Origin of the sequence: Citrobacter meridianamericanus (assembly GCF_041320245.1) — a bacterium.
Classification (GTDB): domain Bacteria; phylum Pseudomonadota; class Gammaproteobacteria; order Enterobacterales; family Enterobacteriaceae; genus Citrobacter; species Citrobacter meridianamericanus.
The window spans coordinates 1,427,146-1,450,914 of the sequence record NZ_CP101036.1 but is presented as its reverse complement, the minus strand read 5'-3'; the positions used below and the strand labels follow the sequence as shown (position 1 = coordinate 1,450,914).

The 23,769-nt window shown below is 52.4% G+C and carries 20 protein-coding genes and 2 rRNA genes; 9 read left to right on the top strand and 13 right to left on the bottom strand.

The features are described from left to right. Window positions 1–8: 8 nt before the first annotated feature. The 6 genes from lepA to rseD all read right to left on the bottom strand — a co-directional run bounded on the left by lepA (window position 9) and on the right by rseD (window position 4,857). Entirely contained in the window at window positions 9–1,808 is a 1,800-nt protein-coding gene (gene lepA / locus NMD08_RS06895) for a translation elongation factor 4 (protein WP_003037577.1), read from the bottom strand. A gap of 213 nt (window positions 1,809–2,021) precedes the next feature. Then, complete coding sequence (rseC, locus tag NMD08_RS06890) at window positions 2,022–2,486, bottom strand: SoxR-reducing system protein RseC (RefSeq protein ID WP_187253573.1); 465 nt, start codon at window positions 2,484–2,486, stop codon at window positions 2,022–2,024. Next, window positions 2,483–3,439, bottom strand: coding sequence for a sigma-E factor regulatory protein RseB (gene rseB / locus NMD08_RS06885; RefSeq protein ID WP_151217688.1), 957 nt, complete (start codon window positions 3,437–3,439; stop codon window positions 2,483–2,485). Before rseB ends, rseC begins: the two co-directional genes overlap by 4 nt. Further along, window positions 3,439–4,089, bottom strand: coding sequence for an anti-sigma-E factor RseA (gene rseA, locus NMD08_RS06880; protein ID WP_047501529.1), 651 nt, complete (start codon window positions 4,087–4,089; stop codon window positions 3,439–3,441). Before rseA ends, rseB begins: the two co-directional genes overlap by 1 nt. Before the next feature lie 31 nt (window positions 4,090–4,120). Continuing rightward, a complete protein-coding gene (gene rpoE / locus NMD08_RS06875; protein ID WP_003037573.1) occupies window positions 4,121–4,696 on the bottom strand; it encodes an RNA polymerase sigma factor RpoE in 576 nt (191 codons plus the stop codon). After that, entirely contained in the window at window positions 4,693–4,857 is a 165-nt protein-coding gene (gene rseD / locus NMD08_RS06870) for a rpoE leader peptide RseD (RefSeq protein WP_151217689.1), read from the bottom strand. Before rseD ends, rpoE begins: the two co-directional genes overlap by 4 nt. Before the next feature lie 262 nt (window positions 4,858–5,119). On the opposite strand from rseD, the gene nadB reads away from it, so the two are divergent. Next, complete coding sequence (gene nadB / locus NMD08_RS06865; RefSeq protein WP_151217690.1) at window positions 5,120–6,742, top strand: L-aspartate oxidase; 1,623 nt, start codon at window positions 5,120–5,122, stop codon at window positions 6,740–6,742. On the opposite strand, the gene trmN is transcribed toward nadB, so the two are convergent. Next, the gene (gene trmN, locus NMD08_RS06860; RefSeq protein WP_187253574.1) at window positions 6,727–7,464 is read right to left on the bottom strand and encodes a tRNA(1)(Val) (adenine(37)-N(6))-methyltransferase TrmN; all 738 of its coding nucleotides are present in this window, start codon (window positions 7,462–7,464) and stop codon (window positions 6,727–6,729) included. The two genes, nadB and trmN, sit on opposite strands and share 16 nt — an antisense overlap. Window positions 7,465–7,594: 130 nt before the next feature. On the opposite strand from trmN, the gene srmB reads away from it, so the two are divergent. After that, window positions 7,595–8,923 carry an ATP-dependent RNA helicase SrmB gene (gene srmB / locus NMD08_RS06855; protein WP_016154054.1) on the top strand — a complete coding sequence of 443 codons (1,329 nt, stop codon included), beginning with the start codon at window positions 7,595–7,597 and terminating at the stop codon, window positions 8,921–8,923. Window positions 8,924–8,939: 16 nt separating this feature from the next. On the opposite strand, the gene NMD08_RS06850 is transcribed toward srmB, so the two are convergent. After that, window positions 8,940–9,836 carry a LysR family transcriptional regulator gene (locus NMD08_RS06850; protein ID WP_210904467.1) on the bottom strand — a complete coding sequence of 299 codons (897 nt, stop codon included), beginning with the start codon at window positions 9,834–9,836 and terminating at the stop codon, window positions 8,940–8,942. A 102-nt stretch (window positions 9,837–9,938) separates the two neighbouring features. On the opposite strand from NMD08_RS06850, the gene eamB reads away from it, so the two are divergent. Beyond that, a complete protein-coding gene (gene eamB, locus NMD08_RS06845) occupies window positions 9,939–10,526 on the top strand; it encodes a cysteine/O-acetylserine transporter (RefSeq protein WP_151217692.1) in 588 nt (195 codons plus the stop codon). A gap of 79 nt (window positions 10,527–10,605) precedes the next feature. Here the strand turns inward: eamB and grcA are convergent, their stop codons facing one another. Then, window positions 10,606–10,989, bottom strand: a complete 384-nt coding sequence (gene grcA / locus NMD08_RS06840) for an autonomous glycyl radical cofactor GrcA (protein WP_003037563.1) — start codon at window positions 10,987–10,989, stop codon at window positions 10,606–10,608. Window positions 10,990–11,306: 317 nt separating this feature from the next. On the opposite strand from grcA, the gene ung reads away from it, so the two are divergent. Then, on the top strand, window positions 11,307–11,996 hold the full coding sequence (gene ung / locus NMD08_RS06835) for a uracil-DNA glycosylase (protein ID WP_151224102.1): 690 nt from the start codon (window positions 11,307–11,309) through the stop codon (window positions 11,994–11,996). Window positions 11,997–12,029: 33 nt separating this feature from the next. On the opposite strand, the gene NMD08_RS06830 is transcribed toward ung, so the two are convergent. After that, window positions 12,030–13,109, bottom strand: a complete 1,080-nt coding sequence (locus NMD08_RS06830) for a tRNA/rRNA methyltransferase (RefSeq protein WP_151217694.1) — start codon at window positions 13,107–13,109, stop codon at window positions 12,030–12,032. 207 nt (window positions 13,110–13,316) lie between these two features. On the opposite strand from NMD08_RS06830, the gene trxC reads away from it, so the two are divergent. The 5 genes from trxC (at window position 13,317) to NMD08_RS06805 (ending at window position 19,039) form a co-directional block, all read left to right on the top strand. Then, on the top strand, window positions 13,317–13,736 hold the full coding sequence (gene trxC, locus NMD08_RS06825) for a thioredoxin TrxC (protein ID WP_003037559.1): 420 nt from the start codon (window positions 13,317–13,319) through the stop codon (window positions 13,734–13,736). 69 nt (window positions 13,737–13,805) lie between these two features. Continuing rightward, window positions 13,806–14,504, top strand: a complete 699-nt coding sequence (gene tapT / locus NMD08_RS06820; RefSeq protein ID WP_187253577.1) for a tRNA-uridine aminocarboxypropyltransferase — start codon at window positions 13,806–13,808, stop codon at window positions 14,502–14,504. 36 nt (window positions 14,505–14,540) lie between these two features. Further along, window positions 14,541–17,201: a protein lysine acetyltransferase gene (pat, locus tag NMD08_RS06815; RefSeq protein WP_286538849.1), complete on the top strand. Its 2,661-nt coding sequence runs from the start codon at window positions 14,541–14,543 to the stop codon at window positions 17,199–17,201. Window positions 17,202–17,315: 114 nt separating this feature from the next. Next, the gene (pssA, locus tag NMD08_RS06810) at window positions 17,316–18,671 is read left to right on the top strand and encodes a CDP-diacylglycerol--serine O-phosphatidyltransferase (RefSeq protein ID WP_003835350.1); all 1,356 of its coding nucleotides are present in this window, start codon (window positions 17,316–17,318) and stop codon (window positions 18,669–18,671) included. A 44-nt stretch (window positions 18,672–18,715) separates the two neighbouring features. Next, window positions 18,716–19,039, top strand: coding sequence for a YfiM family lipoprotein (locus tag NMD08_RS06805; RefSeq protein ID WP_151217696.1), 324 nt, complete (start codon window positions 18,716–18,718; stop codon window positions 19,037–19,039). On the opposite strand, the gene NMD08_RS06800 is transcribed toward NMD08_RS06805, so the two are convergent. From NMD08_RS06800 to NMD08_RS06790, 3 genes are all read right to left on the bottom strand, one after another. Beyond that, entirely contained in the window at window positions 19,036–20,334 is a 1,299-nt protein-coding gene (locus tag NMD08_RS06800; RefSeq protein WP_210904466.1) for an MFS transporter, read from the bottom strand. The genes NMD08_RS06805 and NMD08_RS06800 overlap by 4 nt on opposite strands. A gap of 291 nt (window positions 20,335–20,625) precedes the next feature. Then, window positions 20,626–20,741 (bottom strand): 5S ribosomal RNA (rrf, locus tag NMD08_RS06795). A 99-nt stretch (window positions 20,742–20,840) separates the two neighbouring features. Next, window positions 20,841–23,742 (bottom strand): 23S ribosomal RNA (locus NMD08_RS06790). Window positions 23,743–23,769: the final 27 nt, after the last annotated feature.

Genomic DNA, 23,769 nt, shown 5'->3' with positions numbered 1-23,769 from the left:
CCTTAAGGTTATTTGCTGTCTTTACCGACATGCAGAATGGCGAGGAAGGCTTCCTGCGGCAGTTCGACGTTACCGATCTGCTTCATGCGCTTTTTACCCTCTTTCTGTTTTTGCAGCAGCTTTTTCTTACGACTGATATCGCCACCGTAGCATTTCGCCAGAACGTTTTTACGCAGCTGCTTAACCGTTGAACGCGCAATGATGTGCGTACCAATGGCTGCCTGAATCGCGATATCAAACTGCTGGCGAGGGATCAGATCTTTCATCTTCTCAACCAGTTCGCGGCCACGGCTCTGGGAATTGTCGCGGTGGGTGATTAGCGCCAGCGCATCGACACGTTCGTTGTTGATGAGGACATCAACGCGCACCATGTCAGACGCCTGGAATCGTTTAAAGTTATAGTCCAGCGACGCATAGCCGCGAGAAGTCGACTTCAGACGGTCGAAAAAGTCGAGTACCACTTCCGCCATCGGGATTTCATAGGTCAGCGCCACCTGGTTACCGTGGTAAACCATGTTGGTCTGAACGCCGCGCTTCTCAATACACAGGGTGATCACGTTGCCAAGGTAAGCCTGCGGCAGCAGCATGTGACACTCAGCGATCGGCTCACGCAGTTCGTAGATGTTGTTCAGCGGCGGCAGCTTGGATGGGCTATCGACGTAGATAGTCTCTTTCGCCGTAGTTTCAACTTCGTAAACTACGGTCGGCGCGGTGGTGATCAGATCCAGATCGTATTCACGCTCCAGACGTTCCTGAATGATCTCCATGTGCAGCAGACCAAGGAAGCCACAACGGAAGCCGAAGCCCAGCGCGGTCGAGCTTTCCGGTTCATAAAACAGGGAGGCGTCGTTGAGGCTCAGCTTGCCGAGGGCATCACGGAAGTTTTCGTAGTCGTCAGAACTCACCGGGAACAGACCAGCGTACACCTGCGGCTTCACTTTTTTAAAGCCTGGCAACGGTTTGTCTGCCGGGTTACGTGCCTGCGTCAGGGTATCGCCAACCGGTGCGCCGAGGATGTCTTTGATTGCACACACCAACCAGCCTACCTCGCCGCATTTCAGCTCGGTACGATCAACCTGTTTTGGTGTGAAGATCCCCAGACGGTCGGCATTGTAGACCTGACCGGTGCTCATCACTTTAATTTTGTCGCCTTTACGCATGGTGCCGTTTTTAATACGCACCAGCGAAACCACGCCCAGGTAGTTATCGAACCAGGAGTCGATAATCAACGCCTGCAGCGGACCTTCCGGATCGCCTTCCGGCGGCGGAATGTCGCGCACCAGACGTTCCAGCACGTCGGTCACGCCCACGCCGGTTTTCGCCGAGCAGCGAACCGCATCAGTCGCGTCGATGCCGACGATGTCTTCAATCTCTTCTGCTACGCGCTCAGGATCGGCGGCTGGCAGGTCGATTTTGTTCAGAACCGGCACCACTTCCAGATCCATTTCCATGGCGGTATAGCAGTTAGCCAGGGTCTGCGCTTCGACACCCTGTCCGGCGTCAACCACCAGCAGTGCGCCTTCACAGGCGGCAAGCGAACGGGAAACTTCATACGAGAAGTCAACGTGGCCCGGGGTGTCGATAAAGTTAAGCTGATAGGTTTCACCATCAGATGCTTTGAAATCGAGCGTCACGCTCTGCGCTTTGATAGTAATACCGCGCTCACGCTCAAGATCCATCGAGTCGAGAACCTGCGCTTCCATTTCACGGTCAGACAGGCCACCGCAGATCTGGATAATACGGTCAGACAGCGTCGATTTACCGTGGTCGATGTGAGCTATGATTGAAAAGTTACGTATGTTCTTCATATAGTGTAATTATTGTGCCTTACGCCCGCCTGAGCAGGCTCTGAGAAGTCGCTGTTCTGAGCTTAACGTCTGTTTAAGTGAAACGCCGCATTCTACACTACAACGCTGAGGCGAGGAAATGTTCATAGAGCAAGGATAGTGGGAACTGGAAACAACTACGCAAAGTCGGTGAAACTTTTGCCGGATGGCGTTACCTCCCCTCCGGCAAAGGTATCACTGCTGGGTTTCAATGCGAATGAGATCGGGCGGGAGAGCAACGTTCAGAATGACCGGCTGCCAGGCTTCACGCTCAGCAAGCTTACGAGAGAATCCACGGGCTATCAGGAATCCGCCCACGCCACCCAGTACCGCACCGCTTAACGCCGCAAGGTCGGAACCAAACAGCACCTGGAACAACGCCGCGAAAAGAAAAAGTCCCGCTAACGGTGACATATAGACCAGCATCGCTGATCCCAACAGGCTACCCTCGGCAATGCCCAGTTCAACTTTTTGTCCGGGTGTTAAGGGTTCGTCACTCGGCACCACAATGGTATGTGTGGTCTGTGGCCCAAGTTTGTTCAGCACGCGACTCCCACATCCAGCCCGGGAAGCGCAGCTGCTACATGATGCTTTAACGTCACAGCTAACCGTCGCCAGGCCATCTTGCCAGGAGACGACTGTCGCCCACTCTTTAATCATTGTGCTGCCCTGAACTTGATATTGTCCGCGATACGCTTCGCCGTTTGTGGTGGGAGCTCGCCCACAATCGTAATTTCCGCGTTGTCACGCACGCTGGTGCTGACCGTCCTACGCCCGGTACGCAGCAGCTGCTCGGCGCTGTTTTGCGTCGCACGGTTTACGTTCACAGAAAAACTAAACAGGCCATCAGAATAAAGCCGCGATTCGATCGGCATGTTATCCATCGTCGGCAACGGGCGTCGACTGCTGGAAACTTCGCTGAAGCCTTGCGGCAACCACGACGGACTCCAGTTAAAGTTGGTTTTCTCGCCCGCAGGAACTGACAGCAACGGCGGCAGATTGGCCTTTGCCAGCGTCTGCATGCTGTCGCTGACGCCGTTGTTTACGGTAAAGGCGATGACGCGGAACTGTTCCAGCGTTTCGCCATCACGGTCAAGAAGATCAACACGCATCGGCAGCTTGGTCTCCGTGTCCATCCAGACGATATAGCTGTAACGCGTACCGTCTCGGGCTACCACGCGGATCACTTCACAGAGCCTGTCGGCAATACGGGTGCGGCCTACTGAGATAAAATCATAGTAGGGAGCAAGGCGTTTGAAGTCGGTATAAATCAGGGATGGCAGAGAGTCAACGATATAGTCGCCATTCAACGTGAACGGTTCAAGACCTGGCTCAAAATAGCTGATTTCATTGCCACGTTGCACCACTTCCCGGCGCGGCCCATCCATTTGCAACAGTTGTGCTAGCGGACGGTTATCCAGGCGAGCATGGCGATAACGTAGGGATTCAACACCCTGTTTATTGATGCTGACAAATGACAGCTCATAGGTTAGCGACTGGCTGGCCAGATTCATCTGCTGCAACAACGCCCCGGACGCAGGATTGGCCGAGGCGTTGACAGAGAAGAACAGGCTACCAGCCACAAGTGACATGGCAAACCAAAGTTGCTTCATTACTGCGATTGCGTTCCTAAAGTTTGAATTCCTGGCACCTGTACAGCGGCTTGCTGTGTTTGGGCCTGCTCAAACTGAAGCTGTTCAGAGTGCAGTCGACGTTGCAGTTCGTAATCCTGCAACATGGCATTAATACGACGACGCTGCTCCTGTACCTGCTGTTGCTGACCGCCGCTGGCCGTCGCGTCAGAAGGTACACCCAGGCTTACCGGACTGGCTTTACCCATCATCGGTAATGTATTAAATACCGGTGTTTCGGGCTGCTGGGACGTTTCAGATTGCCCATTATAGTGCTGGACGCCAACAATAACTGCAAGTGATACACACGCGGCAACACCCATTTGAGTAAGCTGCGCGGCCCACGGACGCATTTTCTTCCAGAACGGCATTTTCTGCCATTGGTGCGGTGCTGGCTGGGCCTCAGGAATCAATGGCACCGTCTGACGTACTGGCTCATCCTGGATGGCGGCCATTACGCGGGCGGAAATATCGAAATGGAGAACGTCGGCGGTATCACCTCGCATGGAATCGCGAATCAGGTGATAACTCTCCCAGGTTTTTTGCATTTCCGGGTCGTGAGCCAGCTCTTTGAGCAACTCAGTATCCAGCGTTTCGCCATCCATTAAAGCGGAAAGTTTTTCTTTCTGCATGCCTAATACCTTTTCCAGTATCCCGCTATCGTCAACGCCTGATAAGCGGTTGAACTTTATTATCAATAGCTTCCCTCGCTCGGAAGATACGTGAACGCACCGTACCCACCGGACAATCCATGATAGCGGCTATCTCTTCATAGCTCAGGCCATCCAGCTCCCGCAAGGTTATTGCCATGCGTAAATCTTCCGGGAGGGACTCAATAGTCCGGAAAACTATCTGTCTCAGTTCTTCTGACAACATTAAGTTCTCAGGGTTCGAAATTTCTTTCAGCGCACCGCCACTTTCGTAATTTTCTGCTTCAATCGCATCTATATCACTGGAAGGTGGACGACGCCCCTGAGCGACCAGGTAATTCTTCGCTGTATTGACCGCAATACGATACAGCCAGGTATAAAAAGCACTATCCCCCCGGAACGAGTCCAGCGCACGATAGGCCTTGATAAATGCTTCTTGTACGACATCGGGTACATCACCCGACGGTACATAGCGAGAAACCAGACTCGCCACCTTATGCTGATAGCGCACTACCAGTAGGTTAAAGGCTTTCTGGTCTCCCTTTTGGACCCGTTCTACCAGGACCTGGTCCGTTAACTGCTCGCTCATCCGAGGTAAAGTCTCCCCAAACCAAATTTCCACGCGCTTTCGAAACGCCACTCCATCAGCTTCACTATGAGCAAGCAAATGCTTAGAGTGCTCAAGTTTCGTAAAGTTCCGTTACGCATTGTTTTTTGTTTGTCATGTTGTAGACAGGTCTTATATCTCATTATAAGTCTACATAACCCAATCAACGCACTATCTGTAAGAAATGCCCATTTCACCGCCAGCAGAGTAACCCAACGGGCACTTTATTTCATCACATAATCTGATGCTAACGGCCTGCTTCACAAAATATTTTTGCTCATTTCACCCTCGTCACGCTTTTCTATCATGTTTAGTCATTGCAACACATATAAAAATAAAACGTGCAGTATCGCCCAATGTGGTGCTATGGTGACCATACACTGTTTAGTAAATTAAACAAAAAACATGAATACGACTCCTGAATTATCCTGTGACGTGCTGATCATTGGCAGCGGAGCTGCTGGACTTTCGCTGGCGCTGCGGCTAGCGGAAAAACATCAGGTCATTGTTCTGAGCAAAGGTCCGGTCAGCGAAGGTTCAACGTTTTACGCCCAGGGCGGTATTGCCGCGGTGTTTGATGAAACCGACAGCATCGACTCCCACGTTGAAGATACGCTGATTGCCGGAGCCGGCCTGTGCGATCGCCATGCGGTGGAATTTGTCGCCAGTAATGCCCGTAGCTGCGTTCAGTGGCTTATCGATCAGGGTGTCTTATTTGATACGCAGGTTCAGCCCAACGGTGAAGAGAGTTACCATCTGACCCGTGAAGGCGGTCATAGCCATCGACGCATTCTGCATGCGGCGGATGCCACCGGCAAAGAAGTTGAAACCACCCTCGTCAGCCAGGCGCAAAATCATCCCAACATCCGGGTTCTCGAACGCAGCAATGCCGTCGACCTGATTGTCTCTGATAAAATCGGTCTGCCGGGAACGCGTCGGGTTGTCGGAGCCTGGATCTGGAACCGTAATAAGGAAGCCGTTGAGACCTGCCATGCGAAGTCAGTAGTGTTGGCTACCGGTGGCGCATCAAAAGTGTATCAATACACCACAAATCCGGATATTTCTTCGGGCGACGGCATTGCGATGGCCTGGCGTGCAGGATGCCGTGTCGCCAATCTGGAGTTTAACCAGTTTCACCCGACGGCGCTGTATCACCCGCAGGCACGCAATTTTCTGCTGACCGAGGCGCTACGTGGCGAAGGCGCACACCTGAAGCGCCCGGACGGTTCACGCTTTATGCCCGATTTTGACGAGCGTGGCGAACTGGCTCCCAGAGATATTGTCGCCCGCGCCATTGACCACGAAATGAAGCGCCTTGGCGCTGACTGTATGTTCCTCGACATCAGCCATAAGCCCGAAGAATTTGTTCGTCAGCATTTTCCAATGATTTACGAAAAATTGCTGGGACTGGGTATTGATCTGACCAAAGAGCCAGTCCCCATTGTTCCTGCCGCGCACTATACCTGCGGCGGGGTGATGGTGGATGACTTTGGTCGTACGGATGTCGACGGGCTATATGCAATTGGCGAAGTGAGTTACACCGGCCTGCATGGTGCTAACCGAATGGCGTCGAACTCATTACTGGAGTGCCTGGTTTACGGCTGGTCCGCTGCGGAAGATATCGACAGGCGTATGCCTTATGCGCGCGGCGTCAGCACGCTCCCTGGCTGGGATGAAAGCCGGGTAGAAAATCCGGATGAGCTGGTTGTCATTCAGCATAACTGGCATGAGCTACGGCTGTTTATGTGGGATTACGTCGGTATTGTGCGCACCACTAAACGTCTGGAACGCGCCCTGCGCCGTATCACCATGCTGCAACAGGAAATCGACGAGTATTATGCGCATTTCCGTGTGTCGAACAACTTACTGGAATTGCGCAATCTGGTGCAAGTTGCTGAGCTGATTGTCCGCTGCGCGATGATGCGCAAAGAGAGTCGGGGCCTGCACTACACGCTGGATTATCCAGAACAGCTTCCAGAGGCAGGCCCGTCAATTCTCTCGCCGCTCAGTCATCACATAAACAGATAGAACGCCTGGGTCAGTGCCGTGTAACCTTCAGAGTAACGTTGGTCTGGCCCACGGATCACCAGTCTGTCGCTAAAGCACTCCCCGGCCTGCGGGGAGAATGCCAGCAATACCCGATGCGGTAGACGGGCCTCGGTTTCTGCTACATCCGTGCGCAATCGCAGGTGCCAGCCCATGCCAAGTGCCAGCTGAGTAAATGCGTTACCAATCTCCTCCGGTAGCACCACGCAAAAAAAACCGTCTTCCGTAATGCTGTCCGCCGCCAGCGTAAGCAATGCTTGATGATCGAGCGTGGTGGTGTAGCGTGCTTGCTCGCGCTGCGGCGTAGCACATTCCACGCCCTGTTCATAATAGGGAGGATTGCTGATGATCAAATCAAAACGCACGGTCTGGCGTGGTATCCACTGTTGGGCATCTTCCGTATGCACGTTCATGCGATGCTTCCACGGAGATTGCGCGATGTTCTCCTGCGCCTGCTGCGCGGCGTCAACGTCGAGCTCCACGGCGTCAATGATGACGTTTTCATCAGTACGTTGGGCCAACATCAGCGCCAACAGACCGCTCCCGGTACCAATGTCCAGGATTCGTTTAACACCAGCAACGGGCGCCCAGGCCCCCAATAAAATGCCGTCCGTTCCGACTTTCATTGCACAACGATCGTGTGCCACAAAAAACTGCTTAAAAGTAAATCCATTACGTCTAAGTACGGATGTAGACTGGGGCATGAAGAACAACCTTCCTGGAAAAAAAACGATAACATAGGATAAAAACAATACCTGAGAAGGTATATCCATACAAACAGATGAAGATTGCAGCCGTAACGTCTATAATCAGCGCCCCACTCAGAGGTAGAACATGACTGTAACGACTTTTTCCGAACTTGAACTCGATGAAAGCCTTCTGGATGCCCTCCAGGAAAAAGGTTTCACTCGCCCGACCGCCATTCAGGCTGCCGCCATACCGCCTGCGCTCGATGGCCGTGATGTACTCGGTTCTGCGCCGACAGGCACCGGTAAAACGGCGGCATATTTGCTGCCAGCGTTGCAGCACCTGCTCGACTTCCCGCGCAAAAAATCGGGTCCGCCACGCATTTTAATTCTGACGCCAACGCGTGAACTGGCGATGCAGGTTGCTGAACATGCCCGTGAACTGGCGAAGAATACACATCTGGATATCGCGACTATTACTGGTGGTGTGGCTTACATGAACCACATGGAAGTCTTTAGCGAAAACCAGGACATCGTGGTCGCTACCACCGGTCGTCTGCTGCAATATATTAAAGAAGAGAACTTCGACTGCCATGCGGTTGAGACGCTGATCCTTGATGAAGCAGACCGTATGCTGGATATGGGCTTTGCCCAGGACATTGAGCATATCGCGGGTGAAACCCGTTGGCGCAAGCAAACGATGCTGTTTTCCGCCACGCTGGAAGGCGATGCGATCAAAGACTTTGCCGAGCGCCTGCTGGAAGATCCTGTCGAAGTTTCGGCGGATCCGTCCACCCGCGAACGCAAGAAGATCCATCAGTTTTACTACCGTGCCGATGACATCGAGCACAAAACTGCCCTGCTGATCCATCTGTTAAAACAGCCAGAAGCGACCCGCTCGATTGTCTTTGTACGTAAACGCGAGCGTGTGCACGAGCTGGCAGGCTGGCTGCGCCAGGCGGGCATCAATAACTGCTACCTCGAAGGCGAGATGGTGCAGAACAAACGCAATGAAGCGATCAAACGCCTGACTGATGGTCGTGTGAATGTGCTGGTTGCCACCGACGTTGCCGCTCGTGGGATCGATATTCCTGACGTCAGCCATGTGTTTAACTTCGACATGCCGCGCAGTGGCGATGCTTATCTGCACCGCATTGGCCGTACCGGTCGTGCAGGCCGTAAAGGTACTGCAATCTCTTTGGTTGAAGCGCATGATCACCTGCTGCTTGGCAAAGCGAGCCGCTATATTGACGAGCCACTGAAAGCACGCGTCATCGACGAATTGCGTCCAACCACGCGCGCGCCAAGTGAGAAATCTAACGGCAAGCCATCCAAGAAAGTACTGGCGAAGCGCGCCGAGCAAAAAGCCAAAGAAAAAGAGAAACCGCGCGTGAAGAAACGTCACCGCGACGCCAAAAATATCGGCAAACGTCGTAAGCCGAGCGGAGCTGCTACTCAGCAGTCCGACAAAGAGTAACCGAATGCCGGGCCATTTAGCCCGGCTTTTTTTCATGCGTCGCAAAGCTCTCTTCAATACACTCAATAAACACCCGCATCGCCGGGCTAACGGCTTTCCCGGCATGATAGCCGCACAATGCCGTAATTAACTCGGGCTGTTTACTAAACGGTAATTCAATCAATTCCCCTGAACGTAGCTCCTTCTCAACGGCAAAATGCGGCAAAAAGCTGACCCCAAGATTTGCCGATACGCACTGCTTGATGCTTTCAATGCTCCATAACTCAATGGTATTTTCCAGTGTAATCTGCCGTTTACGCAGAAGTCCCTCGAAGCGTTGTCTGAAAATACATTGCGGCTCATTAATGATAAAGCTGCAGGGAATGTGCTGGTTATGTCGAGTAAAATCAATCTGCTGAAGCAACGGCGAAGCCACTAACACCAGAGACTGATCGCCAAGCGGCATCATCTCAAGGGCATCGTCATTACCTACACGATAAAATACGCCCAGGTCGACCTCATCACTGAGTAGCGCATCGCGAATGACATAACAGTTGAGCGACTGTAAGGACAGCCGCACATGGGGCGCGCGTTGTTTAAATCGCTGTAAAACCTGCGGCATTTTATATGCCAGCAACGTTTCACCGGTGGCGACGCGCAGATCGCCGCTCGGCTGCGCATCCTGTTGTACGGACTGACGAATTGAGGCCATCACACGCGTCAGGTCATGTATATGCGGCATCAGCCGTTTTCCTTCGCTGGTAAGACACATCCGGCGACCAATTTTTTCAAACAGCTGCACCGAGAGTTCTTGCTCAAGCTGTTGAATATGAAAGGTAACCGTTGACTGCGTACAGCAAAGCTTTTGTGAAGCCCGCAGGAATGAACCTTCTTCTACCACTGTTTTTAGCGTAATAAACCGACGTAAATCCATCCGCACCAACCCATCGAAAATATCGAACTCAGAATGCAAAAACATTCATTTTTTTAAATGTTTTATCTCGGGTACTGTCTACCAAAACAGAGGAGATAACAAGTGACCCCCACCCTTTTAAGTGCATTCTGGACCTATACATTGATTACCGCGTTAACTCCCGGGCCAAACAACATCCTTGCGCTCAGTGCCGCAACGTCACACGGTTTTCGTCAGAGTACGCGCGTTCTGGCCGGAATGAGTCTTGGTTTTTTAATCGTCATGCTGATGTGCGCCGGGATTTCGTTTTCGCTGGCGAATATAGACCCGGCCATCATCCATTGGCTCAGTTGGGCCGGAGCCGCTTATATTCTGTGGCTGGCGCTGAAGATTGCCACCAGCCCGGCGACAAACGATGGTTTACAGTCAGAACCCATTAGCTTCTGGGCGAGTTTTGGCCTGCAGTTTGTTAACGTCAAAATTATTCTGTACGGCATTACCGCGTTATCCACATTTGTATTGCCGTATACGCAGGACGCGCAGTGGTTGATTGGAGTGAGTCTTCTTCTGGCGCTTATCGGCACCTTCGGGAATGCCTGTTGGGCGCTGGCGGGCCATCTTTTTCAGCGCATCTTTCGCCGTTACGGTCGGCAGCTGAATATCATTTTGGCATTACTGTTGGTGTATTGTGCGGTGAGGATTTTTTACTAACGGATATAAAAAAGCGGAAGACGCACTGGCATCTTCCGCTTATAGATTCTCTGCTGGACGGGGTTATTCCCCGTGAACCTTACAGGCTCTCAGTAAAGGTACGGGCAATAACGTCGCGCTGCTGCTCTGGAGTCAGAGAGTTGAAACGCACTGCATAACCTGAAACACGAATGGTCAGCTGCGGATATTTTTCCGGATGCTTAACCGCATCTTCCAGCGTTTCACGACGCAGAACGTTTACGTTCAGATGCTGACCACCTTCCACACGGACTTCCGGCTGTACGTCTACCGGTACTTCACGGTATTCGATTTCACCCAGTTTGCTGACGGCAACGACTTCATCGGCATTGAAACCTGCTTTCGCAACGATGCAGCGTGCTTCGCCTTTTTCGCTGTCCAGCAGCCAGAAAGAGTTCAGCAGGTCGTCGTTTGCAGCTTTAGTAATCTGGATACCTGTAATCATTTGATGCCTCCCCGGCAAAATTATTTGATCTCGGTTGGCCGTCATCCGGCCAATTGGTAAAACCATTGTTGCTTGAGTGTATATATACCCCTCACCCACCCTTGAATCTTTGATTTAAATCAACAAAAACCACACATCAAAAGTGGTGATAGGTGGATTTTATTGTTTTACATCAACTTACGCCTTATTCAGCACTAAACTTTTTACATAAATTTTCAACTATCCTTAAGGGGTAGCCCCTTGAGAAACGTACAGAATTTTGCGACGCCGAAAGAAGCAGTTAAGCTAGAGGGATTGAAAATTCGCAGGAGAGCGAGATGGCCACCGAATTAACCTGGCACGATGTGCTGGCTGAAGAAAAACAGCAGCCTTATTTTGTTAACACGCTGCATACAGTAGCGGGCGAGCGTCAGTCGGGTATGACTATTTACCCTCCGCAAAAAGATGTATTTAACGCATTTCGCTTTACCGAACTTGGCGACGTTAAAGTCGTCATTTTGGGACAAGACCCCTACCACGGTCCAGGCCAGGCACACGGTCTCGCGTTCTCTGTTCGTCCGGGGATTGCCACTCCGCCTTCGTTGCTGAACATGTACAAAGAGCTGGAAGCAACAATTCCCGGCTTCACCCGCCCCACGCACGGATATCTGGAAAGCTGGGCACGCCAGGGCGTACTGTTACTCAACACCGTGCTTACCGTCCGCGCCGGCCAGGCTCATTCGCATGCCAGTCTCGGGTGGGAAACATTTACCGATAAAGTGATTAGCCTGATTAATCAACATCGGGAAGGCGTGGTTTTCCTGCTCTGGGGTTCTCACGCACAGAAGAAAGGCGCGATTATAGATGCGCAGCGTCACCATGTGTTGAAAGCGCCACACCCATCACCGCTCTCTGCGCATCGCGGGTTCTTTGGTTGCAATCACTTTGTACTGGCTAATAAATGGCTGGAACAACGAGGTGAAAAACCGATTGACTGGATGCCGGTATTACCCGCAGAAAGCGAGTAAAAAAATGCCAGCGATTCGCTGGCATTTTTATTATCAGGCTTTGTTCTGACGCCACCATTCCGCGAGCAGTACGCCGGTCGCGACAGAAACGTTGAGTGTTTCTACCTTGCCGGTACCGTCAATCGCCACGCACAGGTCGTCGGCTGAACATGCCGCTTCTGGCAGAGCTTCACGCTCACGCCCTAATACCAGCACCATTTTTTCCGGCAGCGTGGTCGTAAACAGCGGTTTGCCTTTCACGCTTGAGGTCATCACTACCGTGTAACCTGCGTTACGGAAATCGTCCAGCACATCGACAATACTGTCACCGGTAATCGGCTGAACGTGCTCTGCTCCACCTTCAGCAGTACGGATAGCCGCACCCGATTCCAGCAGCGCCGCATCCTGCACCACCACGCCTTTCACACCAAAGTGCGCACAGCTACGCATCATGCCGCCCAGGTTATGCGGGTTGGCGATGTCTTCCAGCGCCAGTACGCAATCCTGCGCCCCCGCCTGACTCACCCACTGCTTAACGGTAGTACCGTTACGTTTTTTGATCAGGAAACAGACGCCACCATGGTGTTCAGTGCCGGAAGCTTTCGCCAGTTCGGCTTCGTCAACCACGTGGTAGGCTTTGCGGTTTGCCGCCATCCAGCGTAATGCTTCTTTAAAACGCGGGGTTACGCTCTGAACAAACCAGGCGCGGACGATAGCGTCCGGACGACTCTGGAACAGAGCCTGGCAGGCATTCTCACCGTAAACGCGCGTTTCTTCCGCGCGCTGGCGACGTAATACTTCCGGATCGATAAAGCTTTTGCCGCTGATACCGCCGTGATCGGCTTTTTCCGGTGCATCATCACTCGGTGCGCGGGACACGGTACGCCATGGTGAATCTTCACGTCTGCGGTCGCGTTCTACATCGCGGTCACGGCCACGTTCACGGCCTCGTTCGCTGTTCGGACCCTTTCTGTCATCACGGGCAGGGCGACGACCGCCTTCGGCTCGGGAAGTACCGGGGCGACCGCCGCCTTTACCAGTACGTGGATTTTGGGTGCGTTTGTCCGAGTCATCGTCACTGCGGACGTACATCACTTTGACCTTGCCGTTTTTGTTCTTCAGTTCGTCGCTCATGTTTTTCTCCACCTGCTCTGCGCGAAGCGCGCAGATTACCCGATGTGCACGTCGTTAGCCATTATTTCATTTAAAAGCTAAGGACTATTGTACTCATTGAATAAAACGCATTGTTGTTTAGAACAGACTCCCTGATAATATGTAACATAATAGAAACATACTGGCATTACTGCCGGGAAGTCCACTCCACTCATCCAGAGGTTAGTTATGAATACCGTTTGTACCAGCTGCCAGGCTATCAACCGCATCCCCGACGATCGTGTCCAGGAAGCGGCTAAATGCGGACGCTGTGGTCACGATCTGTTTGATGGGGAGGTGATCAATGCGACCGGTGAAACACTGGATAAACTGTTAAAAGACGATCTCCCGGTGGTGGTTGATTTTTGGGCCCCCTGGTGTGGTCCATGCCGCAACTTCGCCCCAATTTTTGAAGATGTCGCGGAAGAGCGTAGCGGTAAAGTACGTTTTGTGAAAGTGAATACGGAAGCCGAACGTGAGCTCAGCGCCCGTTTCGGTATCCGCAGCATTCCGACCATCATGATCTTCAGAAAAGGTGAAATCGTCGACATGCTTAATGGTGCCGTACCTAAGGCCCCGTTTGATAGCTGGCTTAACGAATCATTATAAACTCTGCGGGGCACATCTTGTGCCCCGTTTTGTCCTTTGAGACAATAGCATTTTTCAACGTGCTTCCCCATGACCAATAACGCCGTTCTCCAGTTACGTGCCGAGCGTCTTGCGCGCGCCACGCGCCCTTTTCTTGCCCGAGGTAATCGCATCCGTCGCTGTCAGCGCTGCCTGCTACCGCTGAAACTGTGCCTGTGTGAAACGCTGACACCAGCTCAGGCGAAAAGCCGTTTTTGCCTGGTGATGTTTGATACTGAACCGATGAAACCCAGCAATACCGGGCGTTTAATTGCCGATATCCTCCCCGAAACAACGGCTTTTCAGTGGTCACGTACCGAGCCACCGCAGGCGCTGCTGGAACTGGTGAAAAATCCGGATTACCAGCCGATGGTTGTATTCCCGGCCTCCTATGCGGGTGAAGAGCGTGAAGTGATTTTCACGCCACCAGCCGGTAAGCCCCCATTGTTTATCATGCTCGACGGCACCTGGCCTGAGGCACGCAAAATGTTTCGCAAAAGCCCGTACCTTGATAACCTGCCGGTGATCTCCGTCGATTTGTCACGCCTTTCCGCTTACCATCTGCGCGAAGTTCATGCCGAGGGGCAATATTGCACTGCCGAAGTGGCAATCGCTTTACTGGATCTGGCAGGCGATACGCAGGCAGCCGAAGGATTAGGTGAGCACTTCACGCGTTTTAAAACACGCTACCTGGCAGGAAAAACGCAACATCAGGGAAGCGTCACAGCAGACTCGTCAGAAAGCGTTTAGAATCATTCGGTCACTGGTGTCATTAAGGAAGCCGATATGAGTCAGCGTGGTCTGGAAGCACTCCTGCGACCGAAATCTATTGCGGTGATTGGGGCATCAATGAAGCCTAATCGCGCGGGTTACCTGATGATGCGTAATCTGCTTGCAGGTGGTTTCAACGGACCTGTTTTACCTGTGACGCCCGCCTGGAAAGCGGTGTTGGGCGTACTGGCCTGGCCCAATATCAGCAGCCTGCCTTTTAGCCCCGATCTCGCTGTGTTGTGCACCAATGCCAGCCGCAACCTGACGTTGCTCGAAGCGCTTGGCGAGAAAGGCTGTAAAACCTGCATTATTCTCTCGGCTCCCACGACGCAACACGCGGAGCTGCTGGCCTGCGCTTCACGCTACAACATACGTCTGTTGGGTCCCAACAGTCTGGGGCTTCTCGCTCCCTGGCAGGGGCTTAACGCCAGCTTTTCCCCCGTCCCCATCAAGCGCGGTAAGCTGGCATTTATTTCCCAGTCGGCGGCGATTTCTAACACCATTCTGGACTGGGCACAGCAGCGCGACATGGGTTTTTCCTGGTTTATCGCGCTGGGTGACAGCCTGGATATCGACGTTGATGAGTTGCTTGATTACCTTGCCCGCGACAGCAAAACCAGTGCGATCTTGCTGTATCTCGAACATTTAAGCGATGCCCGCCGCTTTGTCTCCGCCGCACGTAGCGCGTCGCGCAACAAACCCATTTTGGTGATCAAAAGTGGTCGCAGTCCGGCGGCTCAGCGCCTGCTGCATACCAGCGCAGGGATGGATCCGGCGTGGGATGCAGCTATTCAGCGCGCCGGTTTATTACGCGTACAAGACACTCACGAGCTGTTCTCAGCAGTGGAAACCCTGAGCCACATGCGCCCGCTGCGTGGCGACAGGCTGATGATCATTAGCAATGGAGCCGCGCCTGCCGCACTGGCATTAGATGAACTGTGGTCAAAAAATGGCAAGCTGGCGACATTGAGTGAAGATACCTGCCAGAAATTACGCGATGCGTTACCTGAACACGTTGACATCGCCAACCCGCTGGATCTGCGGGACGACGCCAGCAGCGAGCACTATGTTAAGACAGTGGATATTTTGCTTGCCAGCCAGGATTTCGACGCGCTAATGGTGATTCACTCACCCAGCGCAGCCGCCCCAGGAACCGAAAGCGCGCAAGCGTTGATCGAAGCAGTAAAGCATCATCCGCGCGGCAAGTTCGTCTCGTTGCTGACCAACTGGTGCGGAGAGTTTTCCTCACAGGAAGCACGCAGACTGTTTAGCGAAGCCGGATTACCAACCTACCGCACGCCAGAAGGCACCATCACGGCGTTTATGCATATGGTGGAGTACCGGCGCAACCAGAAGCAACTGCGTGAAACGCCTGCGCTGCCCGACAATCTGACCACCAACACCGCCGAAGCGCATAATCTGTTACAACAGGCGATTGCAGAAGGCGCAACGTCGCTGGATACCCATGAAGTGCAGCCAATTTTACAGGCCTATGGCTTACACACACTGCCGACATGGATCGCCAGCGACAGTGCAGAGGCCGTACACATCGCGGAGCAAATCGGCTACCCAGTGGCGCTCAAGCTGCGTTCTCCTGATATCCCGCATAAATCGGAAGTTCAGGGGGTAATGCTCTACCTGCGTACAGCAACAGAGGTGCAGCAGGCAGCCAATGCGATTTTTGATCGAGTGAAAATGGCCTGGCCGCAGGCACGCATTCACGGTTTATTAGTACAAAGTATGGCAAATCGCGCTGGCGCTCAGGAGCTACGCGTTGTCGTTGAACACGACCCGGTATTTGGCCCGTTGATTATGCTGGGCGAAGGCGGAGTTGAGTGGCGACCAGAAGAGCAAGCCGTGGTGGCTTTGCCGCCATTGAACATGAATCTGGCGCGTTATCTGGTTATCCAGGGAATCAAAAATAAAAAGATCCGCGCTCGCAGCGCACTACGCCCGCTGGATATCGCCGGGTTAAGCCAGCTTCTGGTGCAGGTCTCCAACCTGATCGTCGATTGTCCGGAAATTCAGCGGCTGGATATTCATCCGCTGCTGGCCTCCGCCGGTGAATTTACCGCCCTGGATGTCACACTGGACATTGCCCCTTTTACGGGGGACAACGAAAGCCGACTGGCTGTCCGTCCCTACCCCCATCAGCTTGAAGAATGGGTGGAGTTGAAAAACGGGGAACGCTGCCTGTTCCGTCCCATTTTACCGGAGGACGAACCTCATCTGCAGCAGTTCATATCTCAGGTAACCAAAGAAGATCTTTATTATCGCTATTTCAGTGAGATCAACGAATTTACCCATGAAGATTTAGCCAATATGACGCAGATCGACTACGATCGGGAAATGGCCTTCGTTGCAGTACGCTGTAAAGATAATCAGCAAGAGATCCTCGGCGTAACGAGGGCAATCTCGGATCCTGATAACGTTGACGCCGAGTTTGCCGTGCTGGTACGTTCAGATCTCAAAGGGCTCGGGCTGGGTCGTCGGTTGATGGAAAAGTTAATTTCATATACCCGAGATCACGGACTTATACGTTTGAATGGTATTACGATGCCAAACAATCGTGGGATGGTCGCCCTGGCCCGAAAACTCGGGTTTGTCGTTGACGTCCAACTCGAAGAGGGAATTGTTGGGCTAACGCTTGATCTGGCCCAATTCGAGGAATCGTGAGTAAGGTACTGGAAATGTTGACCACATTAATGGGTACTGGTGGTATCATTGCCCGCTTATGTCGTCTGCATAGCACAGAGGACCCTCCAATGAACAGAGAAGAAATGCACTGTGATGTTGTCAAAATTTAAGCGTAATAAACATCAACAACACCTTGCCCAACTACCCAAGATTTCTCAGTCAGTTGATGATGTAGATTTCTTTTATGCTCCCGCTAATTTCAGGGAGACTCTGCTGGAAAAAATAGCCAGCGCGACGCGACGGATCTGCATTATAGCGCTGTACCTGGAACAGGATGACGGTGGCAAAGGCATTCTCGACGCGCTCTATGCGGCAAAACGGCAGCGTCCAGAGCTGGATGTACGGGTGCTTGTCGACTGGCACCGAGCCCAGCGTGGACGTATTGGTGCCGCGGCATCGAATACCAACGCTGACTGGTATTGCCGAATGGCGCAGGAAAATCCGGGTATTGATATCCCTGTCTACGGCGTTCCGATTAACACCCGCGAAGCGCTTGGCGTCCTGCATTTCAAAGGCTTTATCATCGATGATAGCGTCCTGTACAGCGGGGCCAGTCTGAACGATGTTTATCTGCATCAGCATGATAAATATCGCTATGACCGTTATCAGTTGATTCGCAACGCACAAATGGCCGATATTATGTTCGATTGGGTTACGCAGAACCTGATGAACGGTCGTGGCGTTAATCGCCTTGATGATATCAATCGCCCTAAAAGCCCGGAAATTAAAAATGACATCCGCCTGTACCGTCAGGAACTGCGTGATGCGTCATTCCATTTTCAGGGGGATGCGGATAATGAACAGCTTTCGGTTACGCCTCTGGTGGGCCTTGGAAAATCCAGTCTGTTAAATAAGACCATTTTCCACCTTATGCCCTGCGCGGAGCACAAGCTGACAATCTGTACCCCTTATTTCAACCTGCCAGCTATACTGGTGCGCAATATCATTCAGCTGCTGCGTGAAGGGAAAAAGGTCGAAATTATTGTCGGTGATAAAACCGCCAACGACTTTTTCATTCCCGAAGATGAGCCATTTAAGATCATCGGCGCGCTGCCTTATCTGTATGAAATTAACCTACGCCGTTTCCTGAGCAGACTGCAGTATTACGTGAATACCGACCAGCTGGTCGTGCGCTTATGGAAAGATGATGACAACACTTATCATCTGAAAGGCATGTGGGTTGATGATAAATGGATGCTGCTGACTGGCAACAACCTTAACCCTCGCGCCTGGCGTCTGGATCTGGAAAACGCCATTCTTATCCACGATCCTAAGCAAGAGCTGACTCCCCAGCGCGATAAAGAGCTGGAGCTCATCCGCACGCATACCACCGTCGTTAAGCACTATCGCGACCTGCAGAGCATTGCCGACTATCCAGTCAAAGTACGTAAGCTCATCCGTCGACTACGCCGTATTCGTATCGACAGATTAATTAGCCGTATTCTGTAACCAAGACCCCGTCCAGTGACGGGGTTTTTCCTATGGAGGCCACGGTGCGTCTGTTGATTCTTACCAGTATCCTGGTCATTTCTGGCTGCAGCCACATGGCTAACGACCGCTGGAGTGGGCAAGACAAGGCTCAACACTTTATCGCCTCCGCCATGCTTGCCGCAGCCGGAAACGAATATGCCCAACATCAGGGCAACAGCCGCGATCGCAGTGCGGCTATCGGCCTGATGTTTTCAGTCAGCCTGGGCGCGTCAAAAGAGCTGTGGGACAGCCGCCCCGCAGGGAGTGGCTGGAGCTGGAAGGACTTCGCCTGGGATGTTGCTGGCGCGTCTACCGGCTATGCGGTCTGGCAATTGGCACATTACTAGAGGCGCAGACCTTTCCCCTTCCCATGCAGCATCAATGATACCAAAAATGCGACGACTGCCAGCGCAGTAACGTACCAGAAGAATGTCGTTTCCATACCGACAGACTTCAGGGATAACGCAACATATTCGGCTGAACCACCAAACAGGGCATTAGCCACCGCATAAGATAACCCAACCCCCAGAGCGCGCACCTGCGCTGGGAACATTTCAGCCTTCAGAATACCGCTGATTGATGTATAGAAGCTCACGATCAACAAGGCACACATCACCAGAGTAAACGCCATGTACGGGGACGTCACGCTTTGCAATGCTGTCAGAATGGGAACAGTAAAAATCGCGGCCAACGCGCCGAAGCACAGCATTGAAGTACGTCTGCCAATCTTATCTGACAGAGCACCAAACAGCGGTTGCACCAGCATAAACACGCACAGCGCGGCTGTCATAATCCCACTGGCTACGTTGGCATGCATGCCGGCGGTGTTAACCAAATATTTTTGCATGTAGGTTGTGAACGTGTAAAAACACAGCGAGCCAGCAGCGGTAAAGCCAAGCACCATGATAAACGCTTTACGATTACGCCACAGACCTTTCAGAGATCCCGCTTCTTTCAGCGCGCGAACATCCTGTTTCGAGGTTTCATCCAACTGGCGACGCAACCATAGCGCAACAATAGCCAGCACGGCTCCCAGCGCAAAGGGAATACGCCACCCCCACGCTCTTAGGGCTGAATCTTCTAACGTTTGCTGTAATATGACCACAACCAGCAATGCCAGTAACTGCCCGCCAATTAACGTCACATACTGGAATGAAGCATAAAAACCTTTCTTACCTTCAACGGCCACTTCACTCATATAAGTTGCACTGGTTCCGTATTCCCCCCCGACAGACAGCCCCTGAAAGAGTCTTGCCAGCAGCAATAGCGCAGGAGCCCATGTGCCGATGGTTTCATATCCCGGAAGACAAGCGATCACCAACGATCCCATACACATCATACAAACGGACAGTAGCATAGATTTTTTACGCCCATGCTTATCTGCGATGCGGCCAAACAGCCAACCGCCAATCGGTCGCATCAGAAAACCTGCAGCAAAAACGCCGGCGGTTTGTAAGAGTTGCGTTGTGGTGTTTCCAGATGGAAAAAAGATATGAGCAAAGTAGAGAGAGCAGAAAGAATAAATATAGAAATCAAACCATTCGACCAGATTCCCTGATGATGCTCCGACAATCGCCCATATACGGCGACGGGTATCGCCGTCTGTCAGCGCCCCGTTATCAGTTACACTGCTATCAGCCATTAAAATTGTACCCCTGCCAACGATCGCATGAATTTATCAATGATGGTTGTGTATTTTTTGGTGAATCAAATGTTATACATTTGTTATGCTTTATTGTGCGAGAAAGATCACGGTTTTAATTAGCAGAGAAAGGATTCAGATATGTTCGAGGAATAGATCCGAGTTATCGATCAGATATAGTGCGGACTTTTGTGGGCCGGATAAGGCAGGCACGCCGCAGCCGGCGGATTTCACGGCGCACAGACGCAAAAAAGCCCATCCGGCAGGATGGGCTTCTTCACTTTATTTGATGCCTGGCAGTTCCCTACTCTCGCATGGGGAGACCCCACACTACCATCGGCGCTACGGCGTTTCACTTCTGAGTTCGGCATGGGGTCAGGTGGGACCACCGCGCTACAGCCGCCAGGCAAATTCTGTTTATCAACACACTTTTTAGTCTGTCGATGTCATCTGTAATCAGGCTGAATCTTGTGTCTGTCTCTTCGCCAAAACATCTTCGGCGTTGTAAGGTTAAGCCTCACGGTTCATTAGTATCGGTTAGCTCAACGTATCGCTACGCTTACACACCCGACCTATCAACGTCATCGTCTTTAACGTTCCTTCAGGAGACTTAAAGTCTCAGGGAGAACTCATCTCGGGGCAAGTTTCGTGCTTAGATGCTTTCAGCACTTATCTCTTCCGCATTTAGCTACCGGGCAGTGCCATTGGCATGACAACCCGAACACCAGTGATGCGTCCACTCCGGTCCTCTCGTACTAGGAGCAGCCCCCTCAATTCTCCAGCGCCCACGGCAGATAGGGACCGAACTGTCTCACGACGTTCTAAACCCAGCTCGCGTACCACTTTAAATGGCGAACAGCCATACCCTTGGGACCTACTTCAGCCCCAGGATGTGATGAGCCGACATCGAGGTGCCAAACACCGCCGTCGATATGAACTCTTGGGCGGTATCAGCCTGTTATCCCCGGAGTACCTTTTATCCGTTGAGCGATGGCCCTTCCATTCAGAACCACCGGATCACTAAGACCTGCTTTCGCACCTGCTCGAGCCGTCACTCTCGCAGTCAAGCTAGCTTATGCCTTTGCACTAACCTCCTGATGTCCGACCAGGATTAGCTAACCTTCGTGCTCCTCCGTTACTCTTTAGGAGGAGACCGCCCCAGTCAAACTACCCACCAGACACTGTCCGCAACCCGGATTACGGGTCCACGTTAGAACACCAGCCATTAAAGGGTGGTATTTCAAGGTTGGCTCCACGCAGACTGGCGTCCACGCTTCAAAGCCTCCCACCTATCCTACACATCAAGGACCAGTGTTCAGTGTCAAGCTATAGTAAAGGTTCACGGGGTCTTTCCGTCTTGCCGCGGGTACACTGCATCTTCACAGCGAGTTCAATTTCACTGAGTCTCGGGTGGAGACAGCCTGGCCATCATTACGCCATTCGTGCAGGTCGGAACTTACCCGACAAGGAATTTCGCTACCTTAGGACCGTTATAGTTACGGCCGCCGTTTACCGGGGCTTCGATCAAGAGCTTCTCCTTACGGATAACCCCATCAATTAACCTTCCGGCACCGGGCAGGCGTCACACCGTATACGTCCACTTTCGTGTTTGCACAGTGCTGTGTTTTTAATAAACAGTTGCAGCCAGCTGGTATCTTCGACTGATTTCAGCTCCATGAGTAAATCACTTCACCTACATATCAGCGTGCCTTCTCCCGAAGTTACGGCACCATTTTGCCTAGTTCCTTCACCCGAGTTCTCTCAAGCGCCTTGGTATTCTCTACCTGACCACCTGTGTCGGTTTGGGGTACGATTTCGTGTTACCTGATGCTTAGAGGCTTTTCCTGGAAGCAGGGCATTTGTCACTTCAGCACCGTAGTGCCTCGTCATCACACCTCAGCGTTAAAAGGTACCGGATTTACCTGGAACCTCCGCCTACATGCTTAAACCGGGACAACCGTCGCCCGGCCGACATAGCCTTCTCCGTCCCCCTTCGCAGTAACACCAAGTACAGGAATATTAACCTGTTTCCCATCGACTACGCCTTTCGGCCTCGCCTTAGGGGTCGACTCACCCTGCCCCGATTAACGTTGGACAGGAACCCTTGGTCTTCCGGCGTGCGGGTTTTTCACCCGCATTATCGTTACTTATGTCAGCATTCGCACTTCTGATACCTCCAGCATGCCTCACGACACACCTTCAACGGCTTACAGAACGCTCCCCTACCCAACAACACATAGTGTCGCTGCCGCAGCTTCGGTGCATGGTTTAGCCCCGTTACATCTTCCGCGCAGGCCGACTCGACCAGTGAGCTATTACGCTTTCTTTAAATGATGGCTGCTTCTAAGCCAACATCCTGGCTGTCTGTGCCTTCCCACATCGTTTCCCACTTAACCATGACTTTGGGACCTTAGCTGGCGGTCTGGGTTGTTTCCCTCTTCACGACGGACGTTAGCACCCGCCGTGTGTCTCCCGTGATAACATTCTTCGGTATTCGCAGTTTGCATCGGGTTGGTAAGTCGGGATGACCCCTAGCCGAAACAGTGCTCTACCCCCGAAGATGAGTTCACGAGGCGCTACCTAAATAGCTTTCGGGGAGAACCAGCTATCTCCCGGTTTGATTGGCCTTTCACCCCCAGCCACAAGTCATCCGCTAATTTTTCAACATTAGTCGGTTCGGTCCTCCAGTTAGTGTTACCCAACCTTCAACCTGCCCATGGCTAGATCACCGGGTTTCGGGTCTATACCCTGCAACTTAACGCCCAGTTAAGACTCGGTTTCCCTTCGGCTCCCCTATACGGTTAACCTTGCTACAGAATATAAGTCGCTGACCCATTATACAAAAGGTACGCAGTCACACCCGAAGGTGCTCCCACTGCTTGTACGTACACGGTTTCAGGTTCTTTTTCACTCCCCTCGCCGGGGTTCTTTTCGCCTTTCCCTCACGGTACTGGTTCACTATCGGTCAGTCAGGAGTATTTAGCCTTGGAGGATGGTCCCCCCATATTCAGACAGGATACCACGTGTCCCGCCCTACTCTTCGAGTTCACAACCTGTGCATTTTGGTGTACGGGACTATCACCCTGTACCGTCGGACTTTCCAGACCGTTCCACTAACACACAAGCTGATTCAGACTCTGGGCTGCTCCCCGTTCGCTCGCCGCTACTGGGGGAATCTCGGTTGATTTCTTTTCCTCGGGGTACTTAGATGTTTCAGTTCCCCCGGTTCGCTTCATTACGCTATGTATTCACGCAATGATAGTGTGACGAATCACACTGGGTTTCCCCATTCGGAAATCGCCGGTTATAACGGTTCATATCACCTTACCGACGCTTATCGCAGATTAGCACGTCCTTCATCGCCTCTGACTGCCAGGGCATCCACCGTGTACGCTTAGTCGCTTAACCTCACAACCCGAAGATGTTTCGTAAAAC